Origin of the sequence: Sphingorhabdus lacus, from assembly GCF_009768975.1 — a bacterium.
Taxonomy (GTDB): Bacteria; Pseudomonadota; Alphaproteobacteria; order Sphingomonadales; family Sphingomonadaceae; genus Sphingorhabdus_B; species Sphingorhabdus_B lacus.
Window position 1 is genome coordinate 658435 of record NZ_CP035733.1, and the last position, 22409, is coordinate 680843.

Annotated in this window: 19 protein-coding genes and 2 tRNA genes; 15 read left to right on the forward strand and 6 right to left on the reverse strand. The window is 54.6% G+C overall.

Annotated elements, in window-relative coordinates; genetic code table 11:
- Positions 1-31: 31 nt before the first annotated feature.
- The 8 genes from hisG to EUU25_RS03035 all read left to right on the forward strand — a co-directional run bounded on the left by hisG (position 32) and on the right by EUU25_RS03035 (position 10066).
- Positions 32-688 (forward strand): ATP phosphoribosyltransferase, encoded by a 657-nt coding sequence (gene hisG / locus EUU25_RS03000; protein ID WP_158898163.1) that lies wholly within the window; start codon positions 32-34, stop codon positions 686-688.
- Positions 675-1964: a histidinol dehydrogenase gene (gene hisD, locus EUU25_RS03005; protein ID WP_158898165.1), complete on the forward strand. Its 1290-nt coding sequence runs from the start codon at positions 675-677 to the stop codon at positions 1962-1964. The genes hisG and hisD overlap by 14 nt, the downstream gene beginning before the upstream one ends.
- Positions 1961-2410 (forward strand): transcription antitermination factor NusB, encoded by a 450-nt coding sequence (nusB, locus tag EUU25_RS03010; RefSeq protein WP_158898167.1) that lies wholly within the window; start codon positions 1961-1963, stop codon positions 2408-2410. Before hisD ends, nusB begins: the two co-directional genes overlap by 4 nt.
- A 76-nt stretch (positions 2411-2486) precedes the next feature.
- Positions 2487-3404, forward strand: a complete 918-nt coding sequence (gene thiL / locus EUU25_RS03015; RefSeq protein WP_158898169.1) for a thiamine-phosphate kinase — start codon at positions 2487-2489, stop codon at positions 3402-3404.
- Between the two features lie 137 nt (positions 3405-3541).
- On the forward strand, positions 3542-5638 hold the full coding sequence (locus EUU25_RS03020; protein ID WP_158898171.1) for a sodium-translocating pyrophosphatase: 2097 nt from the start codon (positions 3542-3544) through the stop codon (positions 5636-5638).
- Positions 5639-5816: 178 nt separating this feature from the next.
- Positions 5817-7931, forward strand: a complete 2115-nt coding sequence (locus EUU25_RS03025) for an alpha/beta hydrolase family protein (RefSeq protein ID WP_158898173.1) — start codon at positions 5817-5819, stop codon at positions 7929-7931.
- A gap of 117 nt (positions 7932-8048) precedes the next feature.
- Positions 8049-9227, forward strand: a complete 1179-nt coding sequence (locus EUU25_RS03030) for a GNAT family N-acetyltransferase (protein ID WP_246162878.1) — start codon at positions 8049-8051, stop codon at positions 9225-9227.
- Entirely contained in the window at positions 9224-10066 is an 843-nt protein-coding gene (locus EUU25_RS03035; protein WP_158898175.1) for a cupin domain-containing protein, read from the forward strand. The genes EUU25_RS03030 and EUU25_RS03035 overlap by 4 nt, the downstream gene beginning before the upstream one ends.
- Positions 10067-10077: 11 nt before the next feature.
- Here the strand turns inward: EUU25_RS03035 and EUU25_RS03040 are convergent, their stop codons facing one another.
- Positions 10078-12774, reverse strand: a complete 2697-nt coding sequence (locus tag EUU25_RS03040; RefSeq protein ID WP_158898177.1) for a TonB-dependent receptor — start codon at positions 12772-12774, stop codon at positions 10078-10080.
- A gap of 181 nt (positions 12775-12955) precedes the next feature.
- Between EUU25_RS03040 and infA the strand changes: the two genes are divergently transcribed.
- From infA to EUU25_RS03065, 5 genes are all read left to right on the forward strand, one after another.
- Positions 12956-13174 (forward strand): translation initiation factor IF-1, encoded by a 219-nt coding sequence (gene infA, locus EUU25_RS03045; protein WP_125230427.1) that lies wholly within the window; start codon positions 12956-12958, stop codon positions 13172-13174.
- A 19-nt stretch (positions 13175-13193) separates the two neighbouring features.
- The gene (locus tag EUU25_RS03050) at positions 13194-13769 is read left to right on the forward strand and encodes a Maf family protein (protein WP_158903073.1); all 576 of its coding nucleotides are present in this window, start codon (positions 13194-13196) and stop codon (positions 13767-13769) included.
- A complete protein-coding gene (locus EUU25_RS03055) occupies positions 13762-14754 on the forward strand; it encodes a ribonuclease E/G (RefSeq protein ID WP_158898179.1) in 993 nt (330 codons plus the stop codon). Before EUU25_RS03050 ends, EUU25_RS03055 begins: the two co-directional genes overlap by 8 nt.
- Positions 14738-14917: a DNA gyrase inhibitor YacG gene (locus tag EUU25_RS03060; RefSeq protein WP_158898181.1), complete on the forward strand. Its 180-nt coding sequence runs from the start codon at positions 14738-14740 to the stop codon at positions 14915-14917. Before EUU25_RS03055 ends, EUU25_RS03060 begins: the two co-directional genes overlap by 17 nt.
- Before the next feature lie 67 nt (positions 14918-14984).
- Positions 14985-15059 (forward strand) — tRNA-Phe (locus tag EUU25_RS03065).
- A 139-nt stretch (positions 15060-15198) separates the two neighbouring features.
- On the opposite strand, the gene EUU25_RS03070 is transcribed toward EUU25_RS03065, so the two are convergent.
- On the reverse strand, positions 15199-17775 hold the full coding sequence (locus EUU25_RS03070; protein WP_158898183.1) for a TonB-dependent receptor: 2577 nt from the start codon (positions 17773-17775) through the stop codon (positions 15199-15201).
- Positions 17776-18001: 226 nt separating this feature from the next.
- On the opposite strand from EUU25_RS03070, the gene EUU25_RS03075 reads away from it, so the two are divergent.
- Positions 18002-18142: a DUF2256 domain-containing protein gene (locus tag EUU25_RS03075; RefSeq protein WP_143775753.1), complete on the forward strand. Its 141-nt coding sequence runs from the start codon at positions 18002-18004 to the stop codon at positions 18140-18142.
- A 14-nt stretch (positions 18143-18156) separates the two neighbouring features.
- On the opposite strand, the gene EUU25_RS03080 is transcribed toward EUU25_RS03075, so the two are convergent.
- The 4 genes from EUU25_RS03080 to EUU25_RS03095 all read right to left on the reverse strand — a co-directional run bounded on the left by EUU25_RS03080 (position 18157) and on the right by EUU25_RS03095 (position 21621).
- Positions 18157-18232 (reverse strand) — tRNA-Thr (locus EUU25_RS03080).
- A 20-nt stretch (positions 18233-18252) separates the two neighbouring features.
- Entirely contained in the window at positions 18253-19149 is an 897-nt protein-coding gene (locus tag EUU25_RS03085) for a hypothetical protein (RefSeq protein WP_158898185.1), read from the reverse strand.
- Positions 19142-20458, reverse strand: a complete 1317-nt coding sequence (locus tag EUU25_RS03090; protein WP_158898187.1) for a replication-associated recombination protein A — start codon at positions 20456-20458, stop codon at positions 19142-19144. Before EUU25_RS03090 ends, EUU25_RS03085 begins: the two co-directional genes overlap by 8 nt.
- The gene (locus EUU25_RS03095; protein ID WP_158898189.1) at positions 20458-21621 is read right to left on the reverse strand and encodes a glycosyltransferase family 4 protein; all 1164 of its coding nucleotides are present in this window, start codon (positions 21619-21621) and stop codon (positions 20458-20460) included. Before EUU25_RS03095 ends, EUU25_RS03090 begins: the two co-directional genes overlap by 1 nt.
- 116 nt (positions 21622-21737) lie before the next feature.
- Between EUU25_RS03095 and EUU25_RS03100 the strand changes: the two genes are divergently transcribed.
- Entirely contained in the window at positions 21738-22406 is a 669-nt protein-coding gene (locus EUU25_RS03100) for an MOSC domain-containing protein (protein ID WP_158898191.1), read from the forward strand.
- The last annotated feature ends 3 nt before the right edge of the window (positions 22407-22409 follow it).

Consider the following 22409-nt stretch of genomic DNA (forward strand, 5'->3'; position numbering starts at 1 on the left):
TTCCGCCTTCGGCCCCTAAAGCGCGCCCATTGTGACCGAACGCATCATCTTTGCAATCCCCAAGGGACGGATTTTGGACGAAGCGCTGCCGCTGATGCAGAGCGCAGGTATCGAGCCGGAATCTGCCTTTTTTGACGATAGCAGCCGGGCGCTGCTTTTCGCTACGAATAGCCCGAATATGAGCATCATTCGCGTGCGCGCTTTTGACGTCGCGACCTTTGTTGCACATGGTGCGGCGCATATCGGTATTGTCGGTTCGGATGTGATAGACGAGTTCGATTACTCCGAACTTTATGCTCCCGTTGATCTGGGCATCGGTCGCTGCCGAATATCGGTAGCAATGCCCTCGGGTGTGGACGAAGCTGCCAACGGTGGGCATATACGCGTAGCGACCAAATATCCGACCACGACAAGCCGTTATTACCAGGCGCGGGGCATTCAGGCCGAATGTGTGAAACTGAACGGAGCGATGGAGCTTGCGCCTTCGCTCGGACTTGCAGGACGGATTGTCGACCTTGTATCGTCGGGCAAGACCTTGGCTGAAAACGGCCTAGTTGAAACAGATATCATTTCACAGGTGTCCGCCCGGCTGATAGTCAACAGGGCTGCTTACAAGATGATGAGCGGGACTTTGCCCGCATTAGTTGAACGCTTCCGGTTACTGTCAGGCGAACGTGCGGCGGCTTGATTCTTCGACCAAGGGCTTCGCTGAAGCTTTTGACGTACTGGTCAACGATCGGCGCGAAACCGATTCCGATGTGTCGAGCATCGTCGAGCAGACCATCCGTAATGTGCGCGCACGCGGCGATGTGACGCTGCTGGAAATGACCCGACGCTTTGACGGGTTCGATTTGAACAAGGAAGGCTGGCAAGTCGATGCCAGCACGTGCAGGGCCGCATTTGACGGCCTCGCCCCCGATTTGCGTGACGCTCTGAATCTGGCGGCCAAGCGTATTGAAGCATATCATAAGGCACAATTGCCCAAAGACCGCGATTATACAGACAAGGCGGGCGTTCGTCTTGGTGCGCGCTGGTCGGCTGTGGATGCAGCGGGTGTCTATGTGCCCGGTGGCCGTGCGGCCTATCCGTCCTCGGTTTTAATGAACGCCATTCCTGCCAAGGTCGCGGGTGTCGAACGCCTTGTCATGGTTACACCAACGCCTGGTGGCGAGGTGAATCCAACGGTAATGGCGGCAGCGCATTTGGCTGGCGTCGATGAGATATGGCGCGTTGGCGGAGCGCAGGCGATTGCCGCGCTTGCCTATGGAACGGACCGGATCCGGCCTGTCGACGTGATCACCGGTCCTGGTAATGCCTGGGTTGCTGAGGCGAAACGTCAGTTATATGGCGTGGTCGGCATCGATATGGTCGCCGGACCTTCCGAAATTGTGGTTGTCGCGGATGCCAAAAATAAAGCTGAATGGATTGCGGCTGATCTGCTCAGCCAGGCAGAGCATGATCCGACCAGCCAATCGATCCTATTCACCGATAACGCAGCCTTTGCAGATAAGGTTGCCTTGGCGGTCGATGCTCAAATTGCCGGATTGGCAACCGGTGCAGTGGCGAAGCAAAGCTGGTCGGCCAATGGCGCGATCATCGTTGTCAAAAATCTTGAAGATGCAATGCCGCTCGTGAACCGGTTGGCGGCCGAGCATCTTGAACTTGCCGTCGATGACGACCGCGCCGAAGCGCTTTTTGATCTCGTCCGCCATGCAGGATCGGTTTTTCTCGGGCGTATGACACCTGAAGCGATCGGCGACTATATTGCAGGCCCTAACCATGTTCTACCGACGGGTCGCCGTGCACGCTTTTCATCTGGACTATCTGTGCTCGACTTTATGAAGCGCACCAGTTTTATCGCGCTCGATGCGCAATCCATTAAAGCCATTGGACCGGCAGCCGCAACCTTGGCCGATGCCGAAGGCTTGCCCGCACACGCCGCAAGCGTCAGGAAAAGATTATGAAATCCCGCAATTCAAAATCCCGCTCGGCTGCGCGTCTGGCTGCTGTGCAAGCACTTTATCAAATGGATATGGAAAAAGTGGGGTTGGCCCGCCTGCTCGACGAATTCCATGCGCACCGTCTAGGGGCCGAGATCGAAGACGCGCAATATGCGGAGGCCGAGGTCGATTTTTTCGATGATGTCGTGGCTGGCGTAAACGCACGGCGCGCGGAAATCGATGCTTTGATTGACGGCAAGTTGGGCGAAATGTGGAAGATGGGTCGGCTCGACAAGACGATGCTGCAAATTTTGCGTTGCGGCACCTATGAGCTGATTGCCCGCGCCGACATCCCCACGGGTGCGGTTATCGATGAATATATGGATGTTGCACATGCCTTTTTCGACAAGAAGGATGCAAAGTTCGTCAACGGCTTACTCGACGCGGTCGCAAAAGACGTTCGCGGATAATTTGCGCGAAGTCGCGGCGTCATTTGCTGCGCTTAAACCGGTTCTGGATACGTACAGCTTGGGCTAGTGTTCCCCAATGACCACCGAATCCACCTTCATCAACCTTATGCGCGCAATGGCAAGTGACCCTGCGGCACGGGACTTGCTCGACGATTGTGCGGTAATCAATCTTGGTTCGGATACACTCATACTGACCCATGACATGATGGCGGAAGATGTTCATTGGTTGTCGAGCGCCGATCCAGCCGATGTGGCTTGGAAGCTTGTTGCTTCAAACCTTTCGGACCTTGCTGCCAAAGGTGCCCGACCTTTGGGCGTGTTGCTGGGATTCATGTTGGGCGATGATTCCTGGGATCGTAAATTTGCGGCAGGCCTCCAAACTGCGTTAGTTCATTTCGATGTCCCTTTGTTGGGCGGTGATACAGTTACAAATCGCGGTGACAAACGGGCCTTGGGGCTGACCGCCATCGGTGCGGCAACCTGCACCCCTGTTCCCTCGCGCAGCGGTGCGCGGCCAGGTGACTTTATCTACGTGACAGGGACTTTGGGCGATGGGTTGGCCGGCTTTGAACTGATCGAGGCCGGATTTGATGAAGTCGGACCTTTGGCTATTGCCTATAATCGACCAGAGCCCAGACTGTGCGAAGGACAGAGATTAGCACCTAAGGTACATGCAATGATGGATGTATCGGATGGGCTCTTGCTTGACACCGAACGGTTGGCGTCGGCGAGTAAAGTCGAGATTGCGATAGACCTTGCCCGCATACCTTTGTCGCCGACTTATATCAGCTATCGTGGCGATGCCTTGGAAAGCCGGATGCAAGCGGCAAGTTGGGGGGATGATTACCAACTGCTTTTTGCGGTTTCGCCCGAAATAGAGTTGCCAGTTGCCGCCACCCAGGTCGGACATGTGGGTGAAGGCACCGGCCTTTCCCTTTACGAAGGGGAGCGACGAATAGCTTTGCCGCCGTCACTTGGCTATCAGCATCAGTGAGCAAGTCGGCCCGAAAGGCCGCTTTTAAGGGTTGCGTTCCCGCTTGAAGCCGCCCTATAGCCGTGCGGCTTGCATCTTCTGGGAGGAGGGTGCCATTCTATGCTGTTCCAGCAAACTAAGAGGGGAGAGGACATTTCATGTCTCTGACAGTAATCGCAATATTATGCGGGTTACTGGCCGTTGTGTACGGCTTTGTAACCAGCCGTCAGGTGCTAAGCGCATCTGCCGGCAATGAAAAAATGCAGGAAATCGCTGCCGCCATTCAAGAAGGTGCACAGGCTTATCTAGGCCGTCAATATCGCACGATTGCTATCGTCGGTGTCGTCGTGGCGATCTTGGTAGCGCTGTTTTTAGGCGTTATTCCAACCATCGGCTTTGTTATCGGCGCCGTGCTTTCGGGTGTTGCAGGCTATATCGGGATGAATATCTCGGTTCGTGCCAACGTTCGCACCGCTGCTGCTGCACAGACCGGCTTGCAAGCTGGGTTGACCATGGCGTTTCGCGCTGGGGCCATTACCGGTATGCTTGTCGCTGGTCTGGCTTTGCTCGCAATCGCCGTATTCTTTTGGTATCTGACCGATATTCGCGGGTTTGCACCAAATGACCGTGCCGTTGTCGATGCGCTTGTCGCATTGGCCTTCGGTGCATCGCTTATTTCGATCTTCGCTCGTCTAGGCGGTGGTATCTTTACCAAAGCTGCAGACGTCGGCGCAGACCTTGTTGGCAAGGTGGAAGCCGGAATTCCGGAAGATGATCCACGCAACCCGGCCGTTATTGCCGACAATGTGGGCGACAATGTCGGCGATTGCGCCGGTATGGCCGCTGACTTGTTCGAAACCTATGTGGTGACCGTTGGCGCGACCATGGTGCTGATCGCTCTGCTGGTGAAGGGCGTGACCGATGCCGGTCTGTTCCTCAACCTAATGAGCCTTCCGCTCCTGATTGGTGGCGTCTGCGTGATTACCTCGATCATCGGAACCTACTTCGTCCGTCTGGGCGGTGGCACCAATGTTATGGGCGCGATGTATAAGGGCTTCCTTGTCACGGCGATCTTGTCGGTACCCGCGATATGGTTCGCCATCAGCACCGCTTTGGGCGGCATGGAAGTGAACGTCGGCGGCTTTACCGGTCGTACCTTGTTCTACTGCTCGCTGCTCGGCCTGATCGTAACCGGTCTGATTATCTGGATCACCGAATACTACACCGGGACCAATTATCGTCCGGTCCGTTCCATTGCAAAAGCTTCGGAAACGGGGCACGGCACGAACGTGATCCAAGGTCTGGCGATCAGCCTTGAATCGACAGCTTTGCCAACACTCGTCATCTGCGCCGGTATCATTATCGCGTTCCAGCTGGCCGGTGTGATCGGTATCGCGTTTGCCGCAACCGCGATGCTGGCCTTGGCTGGTATGGTTGTGGCGCTGGACGCATATGGTCCGGTGACCGACAACGCAGGTGGTATTGCCGAAATGGCAGGTCTGGATGAATCGGTTCGTGAAAAGACCGATCTTCTGGATGCTGTGGGCAACACCACCAAGGCAGTGACCAAGGGCTATGCCATTGGTTCTGCAGGTCTGGCAGCGCTGGTTCTCTTCGCGGCCTACACCACCGACTTGCGGGAATTCTTCCCGGAATTGCAGGTCAATTTCAGCCTTGAAAACCCCTATGTCATCGTCGGGCTGCTACTCGGCGCGCTTCTGCCGTACCTTTTTGGTGCGATGGGCATGACCGCTGTGGGCCGTGCTGCTGGTGAAGTGGTGAAGGACGTTCGTGACCAGTTTGCGAACGATCCGGGCATTATGACCTACGCGTCGAAGCCCAACTATGCTCGCACGGTTGACCTTGTAACCAAGGCCGCCATCAAGGAAATGATCATCCCGTCGTTGCTGCCGGTTTTGGCACCAATTGCGGTATATTTCATCATTACCGCGGTTGCTGGTCAAGCCGAAGGCTTTGCCGCACTTGGAGCGCTCCTTCTGGGTGTTATCGTAGGCGGCCTTTTTGTCGCCATCTCGATGACTTCGGGCGGTGGTGCCTGGGACAATGCCAAGAAATATATCGAAGACGGCAATCATGGCGGTAAAGGTTCGGAAGCCCACAAGGCAGCCGTAACCGGCGACACGGTCGGCGATCCCTACAAGGACACTGCCGGCCCTGCTGTGAACCCGATGATCAAGATCACGAATATCGTGGCCTTGCTCCTCCTCGCCGCATTGGCGCACGGCGGAATGTAAGCTTCGCACTTCGTTTAAAGGGAAAACCCCGTCGGAAGCAATTCTGGCGGGGTTTCTTTTTGTCAAAATTGCGCATGTTCCGCAAAAAGGTCCGTAATTATATTTCGTCCTGCTTGCGTCTCATTTTGTCCCGCCTATAACCCGATTCACAACCATTATTTGCTGGGGAGCAATATTGATGAAGAGCAAGATTTTGAATGCGTTGCTTGTGGGTACTTTTTCGGTAGCATCCACCGCAGTTGTGGCGGGCGACCAGGATGCGTCGGTAAGTTCCGCTCTCAATGCCGCGCAAGCAGCAACCGGAAATGTTGATAGTCGCACCATTGTAGTCAAGGCGCCACGTGGCAAGGTAGACACTGCGGTTTTTGGCAAACGTCCCTTCATGCGTTCACCTGTTTTGTCTCCCGACGGTAGCAAAATTGCAGTCATGATGACCAAGGATGGCGTGGATAATCTGGGTTATATCGACGTCACAAAGCCCGGTTCGGCTCCCGTGTTCTTTGCGCAGGCTGAAGAGTTTCGCGAAGCTGGTGACCGGACCATCGGCTCTTGGCGTTTTGTCGGAAACCGGACCATTGTGTTCACGGTACTGTCTCGTGAAATTTTGGGTGGTAGCCGCTCAGATGTTCGTCGTCTGGTTTCCTACGATCTGGAAACAAAGAAAGTGAGCCCGCTGGCATGGGACGGCGCCGGTGGCGATGGCGCGACCCTTTTGTTCATCGACGATGAAAATGAGAAACTTCTTGTAGAACGTGATGTTCTAAAAGACATGAAATACAGCCCCAACCCCGAAGTAGTCGAAGTTGAAGTTCGGACCGGTAAGGTCAAGACGATCATGCGCCCCAACGTAGAAGTCGGCAGCTGGTTGGTTGATGGCAAAGGTGTGGTTCGTGCAGGCGTCGGTGGTGATGGTGATAGCGGCAAACAGCGCCTAATGTATCGTTCGGATGCAAATGGTACCATGAAAACTGTTGCTAATGAGGCCGATTCTACATTTACCGGAACGCAAATCATTCCGGACATCTTCCTCGATGAACCGGACATGGCCTATGCCACCAGTAACAAGGATGGCTATCGCAAAGTCTATAAGGTCAATCTGAAAACCATGCAGATTGTGGGAGAACCGATTTTTGGCGTCAAAGGCTATGACGTGGGCGGTTTGATCTCCAATGAACAGCGTAACAACCTTGCTGGTGTGTCTTATACCAGCACGCGCGATCGCACTCGCTGGTTTGACCCACGGTTGGCTGAAGTGCAGAAATTGATGGATGAAGATTTTGGTAAAGGTAACGCCCAGATCATTTCTACCAACGATGGCGACACAAAAATCCTGTTATACGTCGCAAAGGTCAACGAACCAGGTGGCTATTATTTGTTCGATACCGAAACCGGTAATTTAAATCTGCTCGGTTGGTATCATCCGGTGCTAAAAGATTATGAGATGAATCCGATGGATTCCATCCGGTACAAGGCATCCGACGGTATGGAAATAGAGGCGGTTGTGACCTACCCCCGTCATCGTCCACACCGCAAGAATTTACCTGTTATTGTCATGCCTCATGGTGGACCGTTTGGCGTTCGGGATCAGGAAGAATTCGGATTTTTCCCATGGCATCAGGCGATGGCCGAATTGGGTTACGTCGTCATTCAGCCCAATTACCGCGGCTCCGGCGGCTATGGCAAAGAGTTCGTCAAGGAAGGTCGTAAACCTAATGGATATGGTTTGCGCATGCAGGATGATCTGAACGACGTGCTCACATGGTTTGGCCAATCTGGTCTGATCGATCCCAAGCGGGCGTGCATCATGGGATGGTCCTATGGAGGGTATGCAACTGCGCGTGGCGCGCAGCGTGATCCGGATAAATGGAAATGTGCGATTGCTGGCGCAGGTGTTTATGATTTCCCGATGATGAAAGCATATGACACGCGCGCATTTGGTGATTTTGGCGCGAATTTCCAGGCAACCAGTAATGACCTAATCGGCATTTCGTCTGCACGAAATACCGACGGTCCATGGTCACCCATATTGATCGTTGCTGGTCTGCGCGATGCCCGCATTCCAATCGAACAGTCGCGCACGCTTGTGTCGCGTTTGAAGGGATCTGGTAAGAAGGAAGGTGTCGACTTCCGCTATGTGGAACAACCCAAAGGCACCCATAATCTTCCCTATGAAGATGTGCACATCGAATGGCTTAAGGAAGCAGAGGCATGGGCTGAACGCTTCAACCCAGCCTATATCGCATCCGACCCCGATAAAGCACCACCGGTATCGGTAACACTCGCTTCCAAATAAGGCGCGTAGAGTAGAAAAAAGGCCGCCCTGACCGGGCGGCCTTTTTCATTGCCCTATTAGCAATTTGTTTCCAGCTTCCTGTTATGCCCGTCTCCGTATTTCGGGGTAAAGAGCGAAATGGCGACACGGGCATTGAATGCCGCCAACAGGGCAGGGGACATCCACCATCAGTTTTCGAACTGGCGGGCGATGGCGGATGCCGCCTTCATTGCTGCATGGGAAGATCTAGCTGCGTCTTCCGCCGAACCAAATATATTTTCGGAAAGCTGGTTCTTGCGCCCCGCGCTCGAGCAATTTGACGCAATGGAGCGGGTGCGGCTGTTCACCCTGTGGGACGGCGACCGATTATGTGGTCTGATGCCCCTTTCGACTCTTCCACGTTATGGCCGCTGGCCTATGCCACATATCCAGAACTGGCTTCACCATAATGCATTTCTTGGGACACCACTCGTTCGCACGGGATATGCCGAATACTTCTGGCGTGAACTGCTGGCTGGCCTCGATGCTGACCCCGGACAGGGGCTTTTCCTGCATGTAAACAGCCTGACGATCGGCAGTGACGTCGCCACTGCATTAGAAAGCCTTTGTGAAAATCAGCGACGCCGTTGGGCGCTTGTTCAGCAAACCGACCGCGCCTTGCTGCAACATGGAATGACACCCGAAGCCTATTACGAGCAGGCCGTCCGTTCCAAAAAGCGCAAGGAACTGCGGCGACAAAAGAGCCGGTTGGCCGAAGAGGGTGCGCTGACCTTCACACGTGATGACAGCACCACCGGTCTTGCGGAATGGATTGAGGAATTTCTGGCACTCGAAAAGCGGGGCTGGAAAGGGCGCAACGGTTCAGCACTAGCTAGTTTTACGGAAACACGCGCGCTTTTTGCAGAGGTTCTCACGGGGGGCGCTGCCTTGGGGAAAGTCGAGCGGTTGGACCTACGACTGGAAGGCCGCCCGCTTGCCATGCTCGTAAACTTTCATGCGTCGCCGGGTAGTTTTTCGTTCAAGACTGCTTTTGATGAGGATTTCGCGCGCTATTCGCCCGGTGTGCTGTTGCAAATCGAAAATCTGGATTTGCTCGAACGAAGTGACCTTCAGTGGTGCGACAGTTGCGCAGCGCAAGGTCATCCCATGATCGACAGCATCTGGACCGGTCGGCGAAGCATCGGGCGTTATTCCATTGCAATTGGCGGTTCCGGCCGACGCACAATCTTCGGTGCATTTCTGAAAACCGAACTGGCACGCAGCGCCACACGCAAAGTGTTACCCGTTGATGCATCTGATTCCGGAGACGAGTCATGACAGTTATTTTTGACACAGCGGCCCGGCGCACTTTTGCCGACAACTATCCCGAAATACCGCACATTCTGATGCATAGCCTACGCGAACATCCATTGCTGACCATTCCGTCCCTCGCAGCGTTGGGCGACGCGTTGCCTCCGCACTCGGTGGAATATAACAAAGCGGACTTGCCCGTCGGGATCGACCCGGACCTCGTCCCGGCTAATGGCCTGACAATCGGTGAAACTATACGCAGTGCAGAGACTAACGGCAGTTGGGCCGTCTTGAAGAATATCGAACAAATGCCCGAATATGCGGATATGTTGATGGGGCTTCTCGCGGAGTTGAAACCCCATATAGAGAGCAAAACGGGTCGGATGTTAAAGCCTCAAGGTTTTATTTTCGTCTCAAGCCCTGATGCAGTGACACCCTATCACTTTGATCCCGAGCATAACATTCTGCTCCAGCTGGTCGGAACGAAGGTGATGACCCAATTTCCTGCAGGCGATGCCCGCTACGCTCCGGATCAGACACATGAAGCCTATCATACCGGGGGGCACCGCAACCTGGTCTGGCGAGAAGAGTTGGCCGATGGTGGAACCGAATGGGCCCTGTCACCAGGGCAAGGGCTGTTTGTGCCGGTCATGGCTCCTCACTTTGTTAAAAATGGCCCCTCGGTGTCGATTTCTCTCTCCATTACATGGCGCAGCGATTGGAGTTTTGCCGAGGCCGATGCGCGGGCATTTAACCATGTGCTTCGCAAGGTCGGACTTCGGCCAAAGGCTCCGGGACGATTCCCGACGCAAAACAAGGCGAAGGCGATTGCCTGGCGGGCATTGCGCAAATTGCGCAGCGCCTGACCAGCGGCAATCTAGAAGCGTTTACGAAAGCTCAATTCAAACACCCGACCCCGCGGATCGAGATAAGCGGGCTGATAACCCAATGGCACATCGCCATTCTGGTCTCGCACATCGATGACATCATTCAGGATATTGTCCACGCGCAATGTGATCCGGCTTCCCTTCAGAAAGGGCATTGCTTTTATAACCAGGGTTTGTTGATCCAGATTGACGAACAGGAATGCATTGATTGCGGCAAGGTCACTGAACCTAAGGTCATTGCTTCCGGGCAAGCCGGAGCCATCCGCGGTTGTCCCGCTCTTATAAGTCCCTTGAAGGCGCAAGCCAAAGCCCTTGTGAAACACTCCGCCTGATAATTCGATCTCGTGCCGTGACGCCCCGCCATTGCTGCTTACCGCCGATCCATTTAGCAAATCGAGCACCGGAACGCCTGGCCGGATGAGGATTTCTTCTTCAATGCGGTAGGTATGGTAAAGTGCAAGGCTCCATCGGCTCGGCATCCCGCCGCCAGGACCAAAGCCACCGCCGCCTCCAAAGCCACGGCCGCCGCCGCCACGCGGACCGCCGGCGCCGGGAGGACGCCCGCCACCGGGGCCGCCAGCGCCTGGAGGGCCACCCATGGGGCCTCTTCCTTGTGGCTGGCTACCGATCGCGCCGGATACATTGAAGCCCCAGCGAATACGTTGTGATTTCTCCTGATCAAAGTTCACGGGACGCTGGTCAATGCTCAGCAACTGGCCGCTCGCGTCACGTGTAACCCGTCCGGGAAAGGCAGCCTCGATTTCAGGCGTTAACAGTGGAAAGCTCGCTGTTGTATTACGGCTGTTGTTTTTGAAATAACTGAATTGAAGCCCAAAGTCTTTGATGAATGTCGGGTTCCAGTTCGCGTTCAAGATAAGGTCACGACGCTTTTCCCCGACAAGCGCGGGGTTGCCTCCGCTAAGCACGGTGATGAACGAACTTTGCCCTGTAACAAAGTCAAACGTGGCGACATTGGGAGTCACGATGAGAGGATTGCCCAATTGTCCGATTCCCGGCGCATTCTCGTCACCCGTTATCGAAGCCTGAAATGTAAGATTTTTTGCAGGGGACCAGCGCAGACCTGCACCATATTCGGTGAGCCGGCCGAAATCGGAAAGGTCGCTAAATCCGATATTTCCGTTGATAGCCCATTCGCCGATCGCACGCCCTACACCGAAATCACTTCCGGTTAGCGGCAGTTCGGCATTCACCGAATGGTTTATGATGTTACGGCGTAACGAAACGTCGGTCACGACACCCGACCGGAAAGTGTCGCTGTCAAGCATCTGACGGGTAAAGCCCGAGGCAAATGTGATCTGCACGTCACCTGCGGGCAGTGCGAAGGGTGACCCTGCAAGGGTGCTGCGCGTGTCGATGTTTTGAATAAGGCTACTGGCCAGATCAGGTGCGAGAAACAGAAGGTCATTCCCGAAATCAGCAGCAAAGGGGTTTGCTGTTCCTGCTAGGACTGCGGCACGAAGACCGGCAAAATCCACATTCCGGGTTGTCGTTGTTTCGGTGTCGGTGCGGGAGTAATTTCCGGTCACAGTCCACCGCCAACCACCGATCAAATGGTTCAACGTACCGCCGGTTTGGAACAGATGCGTTTCGCTTTCCCGCTCCAAAGGTCGCGGGCTATCGAAATAGCGGCTAACCGTCACATCCGTTCCAAAAGGCGAAAATGCACTGCTTCCGGGCAGAACGAAGCTTGCACCGGGCAGGCCAAGCAATGATCGGCTACCGTTCAAGGCGTAATTTGCATTGATCGAGACGACAGATTGCGGGCCTAATGACCTGCTCCATGTCCCGTTGACTTCTAGTCGTTCCGTTTCGGGTAATAGCGTTCGGAAATCGCTGATATCGCCATCATTTAGCTGTCCCGCGGTCGATGCAAATTGCGCTAGCGTTGGGTTTGATACTCCGACGGGGACACCTGCCTGGCTTACAATTGCTCCCGAAAGTGCCGACAATGCTGGGGATATCTCGCCATTTGCACCCAGCCCGCTAATATTGCCGCCCCGTGCAAGCAGGGAACCGTCGGCGGAAATCAGGTCACGTTCGCTTTCCGTCAAGCGCGTCTGGCGTTCAATTTGCACGTCAAGATTTATACGGGTCTTGGCGCCAATCCGAGTTAGCGTGGCCTCAAACTCATTGGTTGCAAAGCCGCCATCTTCTGGTTGGGCGTGCTCGACTTCGGTGGCGAATGACGAGAAATTATCTTTCAGGATGAAGTTTATGACCCGCTGGTCGGGGCGGAAGCCATATTTGAGTGCTACCTCTTCCGGGAAAATCTGAACCTGCTTCACAGCTTCGGGTGGAAGGTCGCGCAACTCACGGAATCCTGAAATACGTTGGCCATTTAGCAAAATGACAGGCTGCCCGCCGCCACGACCACGACCCGAATTCGTTTGAGGGGAGACAGCCGCCACAAGATCGGTCAGCGAGGAAGCGCCTACCGCGGCAATATCCGCTTCATTCAACTGTTCGACGGGAGGAACGTCGGTGTCGACCGACCCACGGATCCGTTCGGCGATGACGACGATTTCGTCTGATGCATTTTCTTCGCTTTGTTCTTCGTCGGCAACATCCATGCCGGCTGTGCTGCCAACAGGTTGTTCTTCCGTGACTGCAATCGCAGGCATTGCGGTAGATGCAAGTAATAAGGCGCTAAGGGGGATTATACGCATGGGGGAGAAACTCTATTCTTGATTTTGTTATGTGCGTTAATAGACACTTGAATGCTGCACGAAAGCTGAACTTTGTAGCATTTTGTCGCAATACCGCTTTTGTGCGGTGCCTCTTCCCTTTTCTGCGCAGACAAGCTAAGGGCGCTGCAACATTAGATTTTCAAGCATTTTAAGGGGCCGAATGGCAAAAGAAGAATTACTCGAAATGCGTGGCACGGTGCGCGAATTGCTGCCCAACGCCATGTTTCGTGTCGAGCTGGAAAATGGCCACGAAGTATTGGGCCATACCGCAGGCAAAATGCGCAAAAACCGCATCCGCGTTTTGGTGGGAGATGAGGTTTTGTGCGAACTTACACCTTATGATCTGACCAAGGGCCGGATCACTTATCGCTTCAAATAAGGCGGCGCAGACCTTGGGTCTGGACCCCAAACTTGTTCTGGCATCCTCCAGCCCGCGTCGGCGGGACTTGCTCGCTCGTCTTGGCGTGGTGCCAGATCGGATCGCGTCTCCCGACATCGATGAAAATCCGCGCAAAGGTGAAGTGCCGCGCGTTTACGCACTGCGGATGGCGGAGGAAAAGGCCGTTGCTGTGGCACGCCATGATGGTGAGATAGTCGTTGCGGGGGATACGACCGTGGCGGTGGGGCGCCGAATTTTGCCACAGGCTGCCGATGCTGAAATGCAGCGTGGTTTTCTGGAACTTCTCAGTGGGCGACGCCACCATGTGCTGAGCGCCGTCGCAGTGATTGATGCCGAGGGCAAGATGCGCAGCCGGATTTGCGACAGTATCGTGCGGTTCAAACGTCTCGGTAATGACGAAATTCAGAGCTACATTGATTGTGGCGAAGGTCTTGGCAAGGCGGGCGGCTACGCAATTCAGGGCAGGGCAGAGGCCCTCATCGACTGGATGGCAGGAAGCCATTCAGGCGTAATTGGTTTGCCCCTCTACGAAACACGCGCACTGTTGCGGGCATCAGGGTATCACCTTGATTGAAATCTGGACTGATAGCGCCCCCGGCGAACAGCGGGCGGCTTTGGTCGAGAATGGCAAGATTGTTGAAATTCATCTCCAGCGCGACCTCCGGCCACTTCTGGGCCAACATGGGACTGGCCGGATCGATCGAAAAACGCCTGCAGGGGCCTATGTGGTGGATGGCTCTGGCCGGGAACTCCTCATACGCGGACATATTGACGTAACTGAAGGTGCTTATCAAAACTTTGAGGTGAGCCGCGAGGAAATTGCCGAACCTGGGCGGTTGAAAATCGCGGAAGCAAAAGCCATCGAGGCCGTATCACCCGATGTTGACGTAGAATGGCTTTGGCAATTGCGGTTGCAGAGTCTTGCCACCGGAGTTGATCCTGCACCTAAGCCCATGGATGATCTCTTTGATGTGGCGCGTGCGGGCTTTTCAGTTGTCAAAAGCGCTATAGTGCATTTTCAACGCACGAAGGCCGGTCTTGTGTTCGACATCGATGGAACCGGCGATCCCTTTGCCATCAATAGCGCTGCCGCGGATGAAATAGCCCGGCTTTTGCGACTGCTTCAAATCGGAGGTATGGTGATGATCGATTTTGTAGCGATGGAATCAAAAGCAAAGCGCCAGCAAATCGCCGAATTATTCGACGCAGCGGCTAGCGCTGATGGTCGGCCATTTGAACGTAGTGCCATCAATGGCTTCGGCTTGATGCAAGTGGTGCGCAGCCGGCCTCGTCCCTCTGTGCTGGATCATCTCTTTGGCACCAATGTAGGCGCGCTTTCGGACGAAACGAAGGCTTTCTGGCTCTATCGGGAAGCTGCACGGTCGAATGGTTATGGCTTGCGCACCATTACCACCAGCACGAAGGTAGCGACCCTTATGCTTTCTCCGGAATGGCGGTCAATCCGGACCCAGTGTGAACGACTGGCCGGGGCCGCGCTTACCGTCGTTGCGGATGAAAAGTGCAGCGGCTATGGACATGTACATGTCGCGCAGAGCTAATCAATGCCCCCTATGCAACAAGCAGCAAAGCCCCGATTTCCGGCCTTTTTGTAGTCAGGGCTGTAAAGATCGGGATCTGCTGAAATGGCTGGATGAAGGCTATCGAGTGCCGGGTCCGCCTGCCGATTATGAAGATAGTGTCGATAGCTTTTCACAAGACTGATTTTGCGCTTGCCAAGGGGTATATCGCCTCTCTATAGGCTGCGCTCCCACGCGGTTTTTGCCGTGTAGCCCGAGTAGCTCAGGGGTAGAGCAGCGGATTGAAAATCCGCGTGTCGGTGGTTCAAATCCGCCCTCGGGCACCACTTTTCTGGTGTCATTCCAAATCGATCGTCTACGCTGAATCAAACATGTGGTTCGGCTGCTCTGATTGATAATGTTACGGGCAAAGAAAAAGCCGGAGCAGCATGGCTGCCCCGGCATTCTCCCCTCCAGAGTTAAGCTTTAGAACTTGAACTTGGCCGACGCGCCGTAGAAACGTGGCGGTGGCGGATAGCCCGAAAGGCTGCCCGATTGTGCCACAGAGGCAAAGATAACCGGGTTGTATTTCGGTTCGGTCAAGTTGCGGCCCCACAGGCTGAGCTCAAGTCCGTTTTCCATCGCGAACGACACCGATGCGTTAAGCGATTCGATGGCTGCCTTGAAAGGTAGACCTTGTGCAATCTGATAGGCGCTGTTGAGTTGGTAATCCGTGTGTAGGATCAGCTTGTTACCACCACCGACTTCGATGTTGTAGGTTCCGCCGACGGAGACACTGTGCTTCGAAATGCCGGTTGGTGTACGTCCGGTTAAGTCGGTCGGCGCGATATTGTTGGTCGCGTTAAAGGCCGAGCCTCCGGTGAACTTGTCAAACTTCGGATCCAGATAGGTGTAGGAAACTGTGAAGTTCAAATCACGTGTCGGCGAGATTGTTGCATCGATTTCCATACCTGTGGTGGATTGCTTTTCAGCATTCCCAAGCACAAACCCGGTTCCCGAGAAGACGTTGCTCTGGAAGCCCTTCAGGACCTGCTTGAACAGGGCCAGATTGAATCCAAATCCGTCGAACTGACCTTTCAGGCCGAGCTCGTAGACAACCGCATCTTCAGGACCGGCGAAACGTGTGCCTGTGGTAAGGTTGTTGAGAGCCAGTCCTGCGCTCCGGATTGGCGATGCCGCAGGTGCAGGGACCTGAGCAGGCGAGCCGGCAATGAAGTCGGTAGGGAATGGGCGGCTGTCGGTGGACAGGTTAAAGGACGTTGCCTTAAAACCTGTTGCATAGGTCAGATAGCCGCTGATCTGGTCGCTGAATTTGTAGTTTGCACGAAGTGTGTACGACAGGTCGCTATCACGCGTCTTGCCGCTTTCCACCGCGTTGGGAAAATTCAGGAACGCTGGCAAAAATTGCAAGGGGCGGAAACCGAGAAACGGGTTGCAAGTCCCTGCAGGTGCGCCTGTTGTACAAGCCGTGGTCCGTGGGAAAAGAGCCGCAGTCTGGCCCGGGAATGTACCAGCGGGTATTGTTCCAGGAATACCCGCATTGGCAGCTGTCTGGATCAAATCGATCGTCGAAAACGTATCGGTTGTGGAGTTGTTGGAAGCAACAGCCTTCCGGTCTTTCGTATAGTTGAACCCAGCGGTCAAAGTCAGGCCGTCGGTAAGCTCCAGATCAACTTGTCCGAAGATGGACCAGGCTGTGTTCTTGTAAGCGAAATTTTCGAAACGGCCCAAGCCCTGTGATCCGAACGGTGCGACCGTGGCGGGAATGCCGTTGAGAAGGCGCAGAAGCGGTTCATTCGCAACATAGGCGCCGCCGCTTAGCAGGTTGGCGTAGTTGCGGAAGTCACGGCCAAACAGCAGTTGCGACGCGATGTCGATATCTTCCTTGAAGTAGAAACCGCCGAGCAGGAAGTTGAACATCCCGTCAAAATCCGACGCGATGCGCAGTTCCTGCGTATAAGTGTTGATCGCGGCATCGGCTTGGTTGTTGCCAATCAGGTCGGCGCTGGTGAAATCCGAATCCTGGTTTGTGAACGAACGGACCGCGCGGTAGGCGCTGATGCTGGTGAGCGACAGGCCATCGGTTAGATCCCAGTCGACTTGACCGGAGAAACCATAGTTTTTGATGTCGTTGACCGACTCAAAATTCTGGAAGGTATCAAGGCTGAATGGGTCGTTGCGGTCGATATTGCCGCCCAGCGCACCGATAGCGGCGCCAGTGGGGCCATTGAACACGTTGGCAACGCCGCAGCAGATTTCATTAATCTTGTCATAGTCCGCAATCAGGCGGACTTTTACAAGGTCGCTTGGTTCCCAAAGGATCTGGCCGCGTACGCCCCAACGGTCACGGTCGTTTGACTTGGTGCCGAGATTGACCACGTTCACGTAGCCATCACGCTTGTTGTAATTGCCTTCAAGGCTCACTGCGAGCGTGTCGGCAATGGGCCCTGTGACATTGGCCTTCACAACCATGGCATCATAATTGCCGTACGAAACTTCAACGCCGCCGCCGAACTCGAATTGCGGTTCTTTCGTGACGATGCTGATAATACCTGCCGACGCGTTCTTGCCGAACAACGTCGATTGCGGTCCGCGCAAGACCTCAACGCGCTGGATGTTGGCTAAGTCGCCAATCTGAGCGGCGGAGCGCGAACGATAGACGCCGTCGATGAAAACGCCGACTGAAGGCTCAATGCCCGAGTTGTTAGCGCCATTGCCAAAACCGCGAATGATGAAATTGGTGTTTGCCGAGCTCTGCAACTGCCCAACCTTCAATGAAGGTACAAGGGTTTGCAGATCGATCAGGTCGCGTACTTGCGAACGCTCGATTGTTTCCGCGCTGGTAACCGAAACCGAAATCGGCACATCCTGCAACGTTTGCTCCCGCTTTGTCGCGGTCACGATGATGACATTATCTTCCGAAGCTTCTTCTTCGGCTTGTGGCGCAGCATCCTGCGCATGAGCGACGGTCCCCAACCCGAGCGAAGCGATGCTGATGGTGGACAGCATGGTCGCTTTGATCAACCTATTTCCCAATTTCATAATCTCTCTCCTGTTAAACTTATCTGCCGGTATTCCGGCTTTTCTTGGGGATGTTTTTATTTTATCGCCCCCAGCATCCCACTGAGCTGCTAAGAAGCATTGGTGATTTAATAACCGCACAAATGCTGCGCAGCAATTATTAGTTTGCGGCGTGAAAATATTGTTGAAAGTGCGATAAAAATGATACGCAGACATTAACCATAAGCCCCGAAAAGACAGCATCTGCATGCCGAAAATGGTACGAAAATCTGACCTGCCCCAAAAGATATGCGCTGCGTGTCAAAAGCCGTTTGCCTGGCGCAAAAAATGGGCGAAGGATTGGGAAAATGTTCGCTATTGTTCGGACAGATGTCGACGGGCGCGATAGCATTGTAGGTGGAATGGTGCCGGCTACAGGATTCGAACCCGTGGCCCCCTGATTACAAATCAGGTGCTCTACCAACTGAGCTAAGCCGGCACGCTGAGCGCCCCTTAGCCTCAAACAACGCCAAAGGTCCAGCCCTCAGTTTGCGCAATGTGCGGATTCAGAGGCTCAGGCTCCCAAAACAACGCATTTCCAGCGTTCTGGCGAAGCCAAGCCGCCGTCAGGATCGCGTCCGTAGCGTGATCGGTGTAGCGCGACAACGGCTCATGGGGACCGCATCCGAGGTTCGCTAGCGCCATATCCAGCGCGTTGGCGTCCCTAATCTTGCTCAAACCCTTTCGGAGCCCTGATGCGCGCGCTGCTATCTGGGTATATATCTCGACGATTTGCGGGCCGCTTTGGGATAGAGGATCAAATGGCCAAACCGGATGCCGCTCACCGACCAATTTTAATAGACGCATGCCGGCAAAGCTTGCTTTGGCAACCTGCGCCGCTCCAATCGCGTCATATACAGTCGAAGGCTTTCCGCCGCCTTGGGAATTATAACGGGCTTCGCATCTGCGCAGGTGCATATAGGCCGCTTTCGGGCCGTCTGCCGCGCCAAGATAAAAGTGCCGCCGATGGTGGGTTTCCAGAAAAGATGCAGCGCCCAAATCAGGATCGGCACATGTAGAGTCGACATAATCCCAGAATGCACGCCCTGTTTCCGGTACTTTGTCGCCGGGGAGATAGCTGCCGCGCTCTACAAGGGGCGGTGCGAAGCTGAAGTCGAAGCCAATGAGGAGATCGTCCTCCTGTGCTAGAAGCCATTGGGCTATGCCGGTTCGCGACCAGTGTTTTTCCGGCGGAGCAACAAGAACGGGTGCATCGGAACCAATTCCGCATATGGCGAGCGCAATTCCCGGGTGGGATAAACCCTTCGCACCTGACCAATCGACACAAGCGAAGCGGGTGAATTTTCGCTGCTGTGCTGCACCGATGTTGCGCAACAATTCGCCCTTATCAGCCATTACCTTTAATGCTTTTCCTCAAATTATCCCAATAGATAAGGCGCTCGTTGACCTTGCGTTCAAAACCGCGCTCGACGGGCTGGTAAAGAGAGGCAGGAGGAACTTCATCTGGCCAATAATTTGCGCCTGAAAAACCATCATCAGCGTCATGGTCATAGGCATAGCTTTTGCCATATCCAATATCCTTCATCAATTTCGTCGGAGCGTTCAGGATATGGGCAGGGGGCATGAGAGACCCCGTCTCCCGCGCCAATTTCCAGGCAGCCTTTTGCGCTTTATATGCAGCATTGGATTTGGGTGCGGTCGCGAGATACAGACAGGCTTGTACGATCGCCAGTTCCCCTTCCGGGCTGCCGAGAAACTCATAGGCGTCTTTTGCGGCCAGACATTGGACAAGTGCCTGTGGATCGGCCAGACCAATATCCTCGCTCGCAAAGCGGACAAGACGGCGCAGGACGTATAAGGGTTCTTCCCCGGCAACGAGCATACGTGCCATCCAGTAGAGAGCAGCCTGAGGGTCTGATCCGCGCAGACTTTTGTGGAGCGCGGAGATGAGGTTATAGTGACCCTCACGATCCTTGTCATAAACGGGCATGCGTTTCTGCAGGAGTGCAGCCATCGCTGGAGGATCAAGGGGGTTTTCCAGAACAATGGAAAACAAGGTAGCTGCTTGATTCAGCAAAAATCGTCCATCGCCATCGGCACTGGAGATCAAGGCAGAGCGTGCGTCTACGGTAATTGGAAGCCCACGTTGTTCAGCGGCTTCGGCGCGGTCGAGCAATGTTCCCAGTGCTGCGTCGTCGAGGCGCCTCAAGACCATGACTTGCGTGCGGGACAACAAGGCAGCGTTAAGTTCAAAGGACGGGTTTTCAGTAGTCGCGCCAACCAATGTCACGACCCCGCTTTCGACGAAAGGTAAAAACCCATCCTGTTGGGCGCGATTAAAGCGGTGTATCTCGTCGACAAATAACAGCGTTTGTTTGCCGGTGCGAGCCATCGTCTCGGCTTCGGCAAAGGCTTTCTTCAGATCGGCGACACCCGAAAATACCGCTGAAATAGGCTTGTAATGCATGCCAACGGCGTCTGCGAGCAAGCGAGCAATACTTGTTTTGCCGGTTCCGGGTGGACCCCATAATATCATGGACGACAATGTACCTGCCGCAACCATGCGCCCGATTGCGCCATCCAGGCCAGTGAGATGCTCCTGTCCGATGACCTCATCGAGCGATACAGGGCGCAGACGGTCGGCAAGCGGCGCATTAGCCTTGGGAATATCTTGTTGTTCCTGTGATCCGAACAAATCGGTCATCAAGCGGCCATGGCGCGTGCAGCCCGTTGCCGTATCAGGCGCACATAGGTGTCCGCAACGGTCTGGTTTATGGCGTCCCAACTATATTCCAAGGATCGCTGCTCGCCGACCGACCCATGTTTCTGGCGCAGATTTTCGTCGGTGCAGTAGATTTGCAGAACATCGGCAAATTGGTTGATTGCACCGGGGATGATGAGGCGCCCGGACATTTTATCTTCGACCAGACTTTGGCTGCCGGTGGCTTTTGCTGCAACGACAGGCAGAGCACAGGCCATGGCTTCCAGCGTCACATTGCCGAATGTTTCGGTCACGCTGGGGTTAAACAGCACATCCATCGCTGCGACCGCGCGACCTAGATCGGCGCCCCCTTGGAAGCCCACAAAGCGGGCATGTGGCAAACGACTTTCAAACCATCCGCGCGCTGGACCTTCGCCGATCACCATTACCTGATGGGGAACCTGACGCCGGTTCAACTGGTCGATAGTATCGGAAAAAACGTCCAGGCCCTTTTCCATCACAAGTCTGCCGAGGAAACCGATTACTGGTAGTTCATCGGTCAAACCTTGCGACCGCCTCCATTCAAGATCACGGCGTTGCGGATTGAAAATGTCCCGGTCCACGCCTCTCGACCAGATGTCGATGTCGTAATTCATGCGCTGCTCGCGCAAAACCTGTGCAAAACTCTCTGACGGTGCCACCAGGGCATCACATTTGCGGTAGAGCCTTCGCAACCAGGCTTCGACAAGAGGTTCCGCGAACGACATGTTGTAATAGCGGAAATATGTCTCGAACCGCGTGTGTACCGAGCATAGCACAGGCAGGTTTCGTTTTTGCGCCCATTTCACGGCTTGTCGCGCAACGCGGTCTGGGCTCGAGATATGGACAACGTTAGGCGCAAATTGCGCAAGGTCGCGCTTCACTTTTGGCGATAACGACAGAGGAATACGATATTCGGGGCGGTTGGGAATTGCCATCGACGGTACGCTGACGAGATCGCCGGTCGGAGGAAATGCCGGATTTTCGACTGTCGGTGAATAAATGCGCACATGAGCGCCTTGACGCAGAAGATAACCAACCAGACGGTTTAAGGCCTGATTTGCGCCGTCGCGGACATAATTGTAATTGCCGCTGAAAAGCGCAATGCGAAGATTGCTCGTATGCATCGTTGGGCTTTTAGCCAGCGCTTTCCGGATTGCCAATGTGCAAGATTATTTTCCTTCACGCGCCCGAAACGTTCGAATGGAGTTTTGGTTTGTTTAATTGCACGCTATCTTGAGCCATGATTTTAAGCCAGATAGACACTCTGCTTATCGGCGGGCCGAAAGACTTTCGATCAGACGGCACAAAAAGCGCCATGGCGCGCGATCCGGTCGACCATCCGGTAATGCTACGCAAATTGGGCTTTGAGGGTGACCAAGTGGCGGATCCGACGGTGCATGGCGGCATAGACAAGGCAGTGCACTTTTATCCTGCAGAGCATTATCCCAAATGGATAGCCCATTTTGCCGCGCAGGACATGGCACATTCGTTGTTGGAAAAAGCCGGTGCCTTTGGCGAGAATATCAGCGCGTCCGGACTTACCGAAGAAAAGGTTCGGATCGGCGACCGTTACCGAATTGGCAAAGCTTTGGTCGAGATTTCGCAAGGGCGTCAGCCATGTTGGAAGATCGACCATCATTTTTCGGTGCTGGGACTGTCGGCATTGGTCATCAAAACGGGGCGCTGCGGTGGCTATTTTCGAGTCATCGAAGAAGGGGAGGTCGCGCCTGCTGATCAGATCGTGCAAGTCGAGCAAGCCCCACATGATTGGACGATTCAACACGTCTTTCATTTGCTGATCGGAGGCGGACATCGTTCGCCTGATGCCGCCACAGAGTTGAAGGCACTTCGGGATTTATCGACACTTGCCGAGAGTTGGCGGGGCAGGGCGGCGAAACTTCTGCGGTAGGAA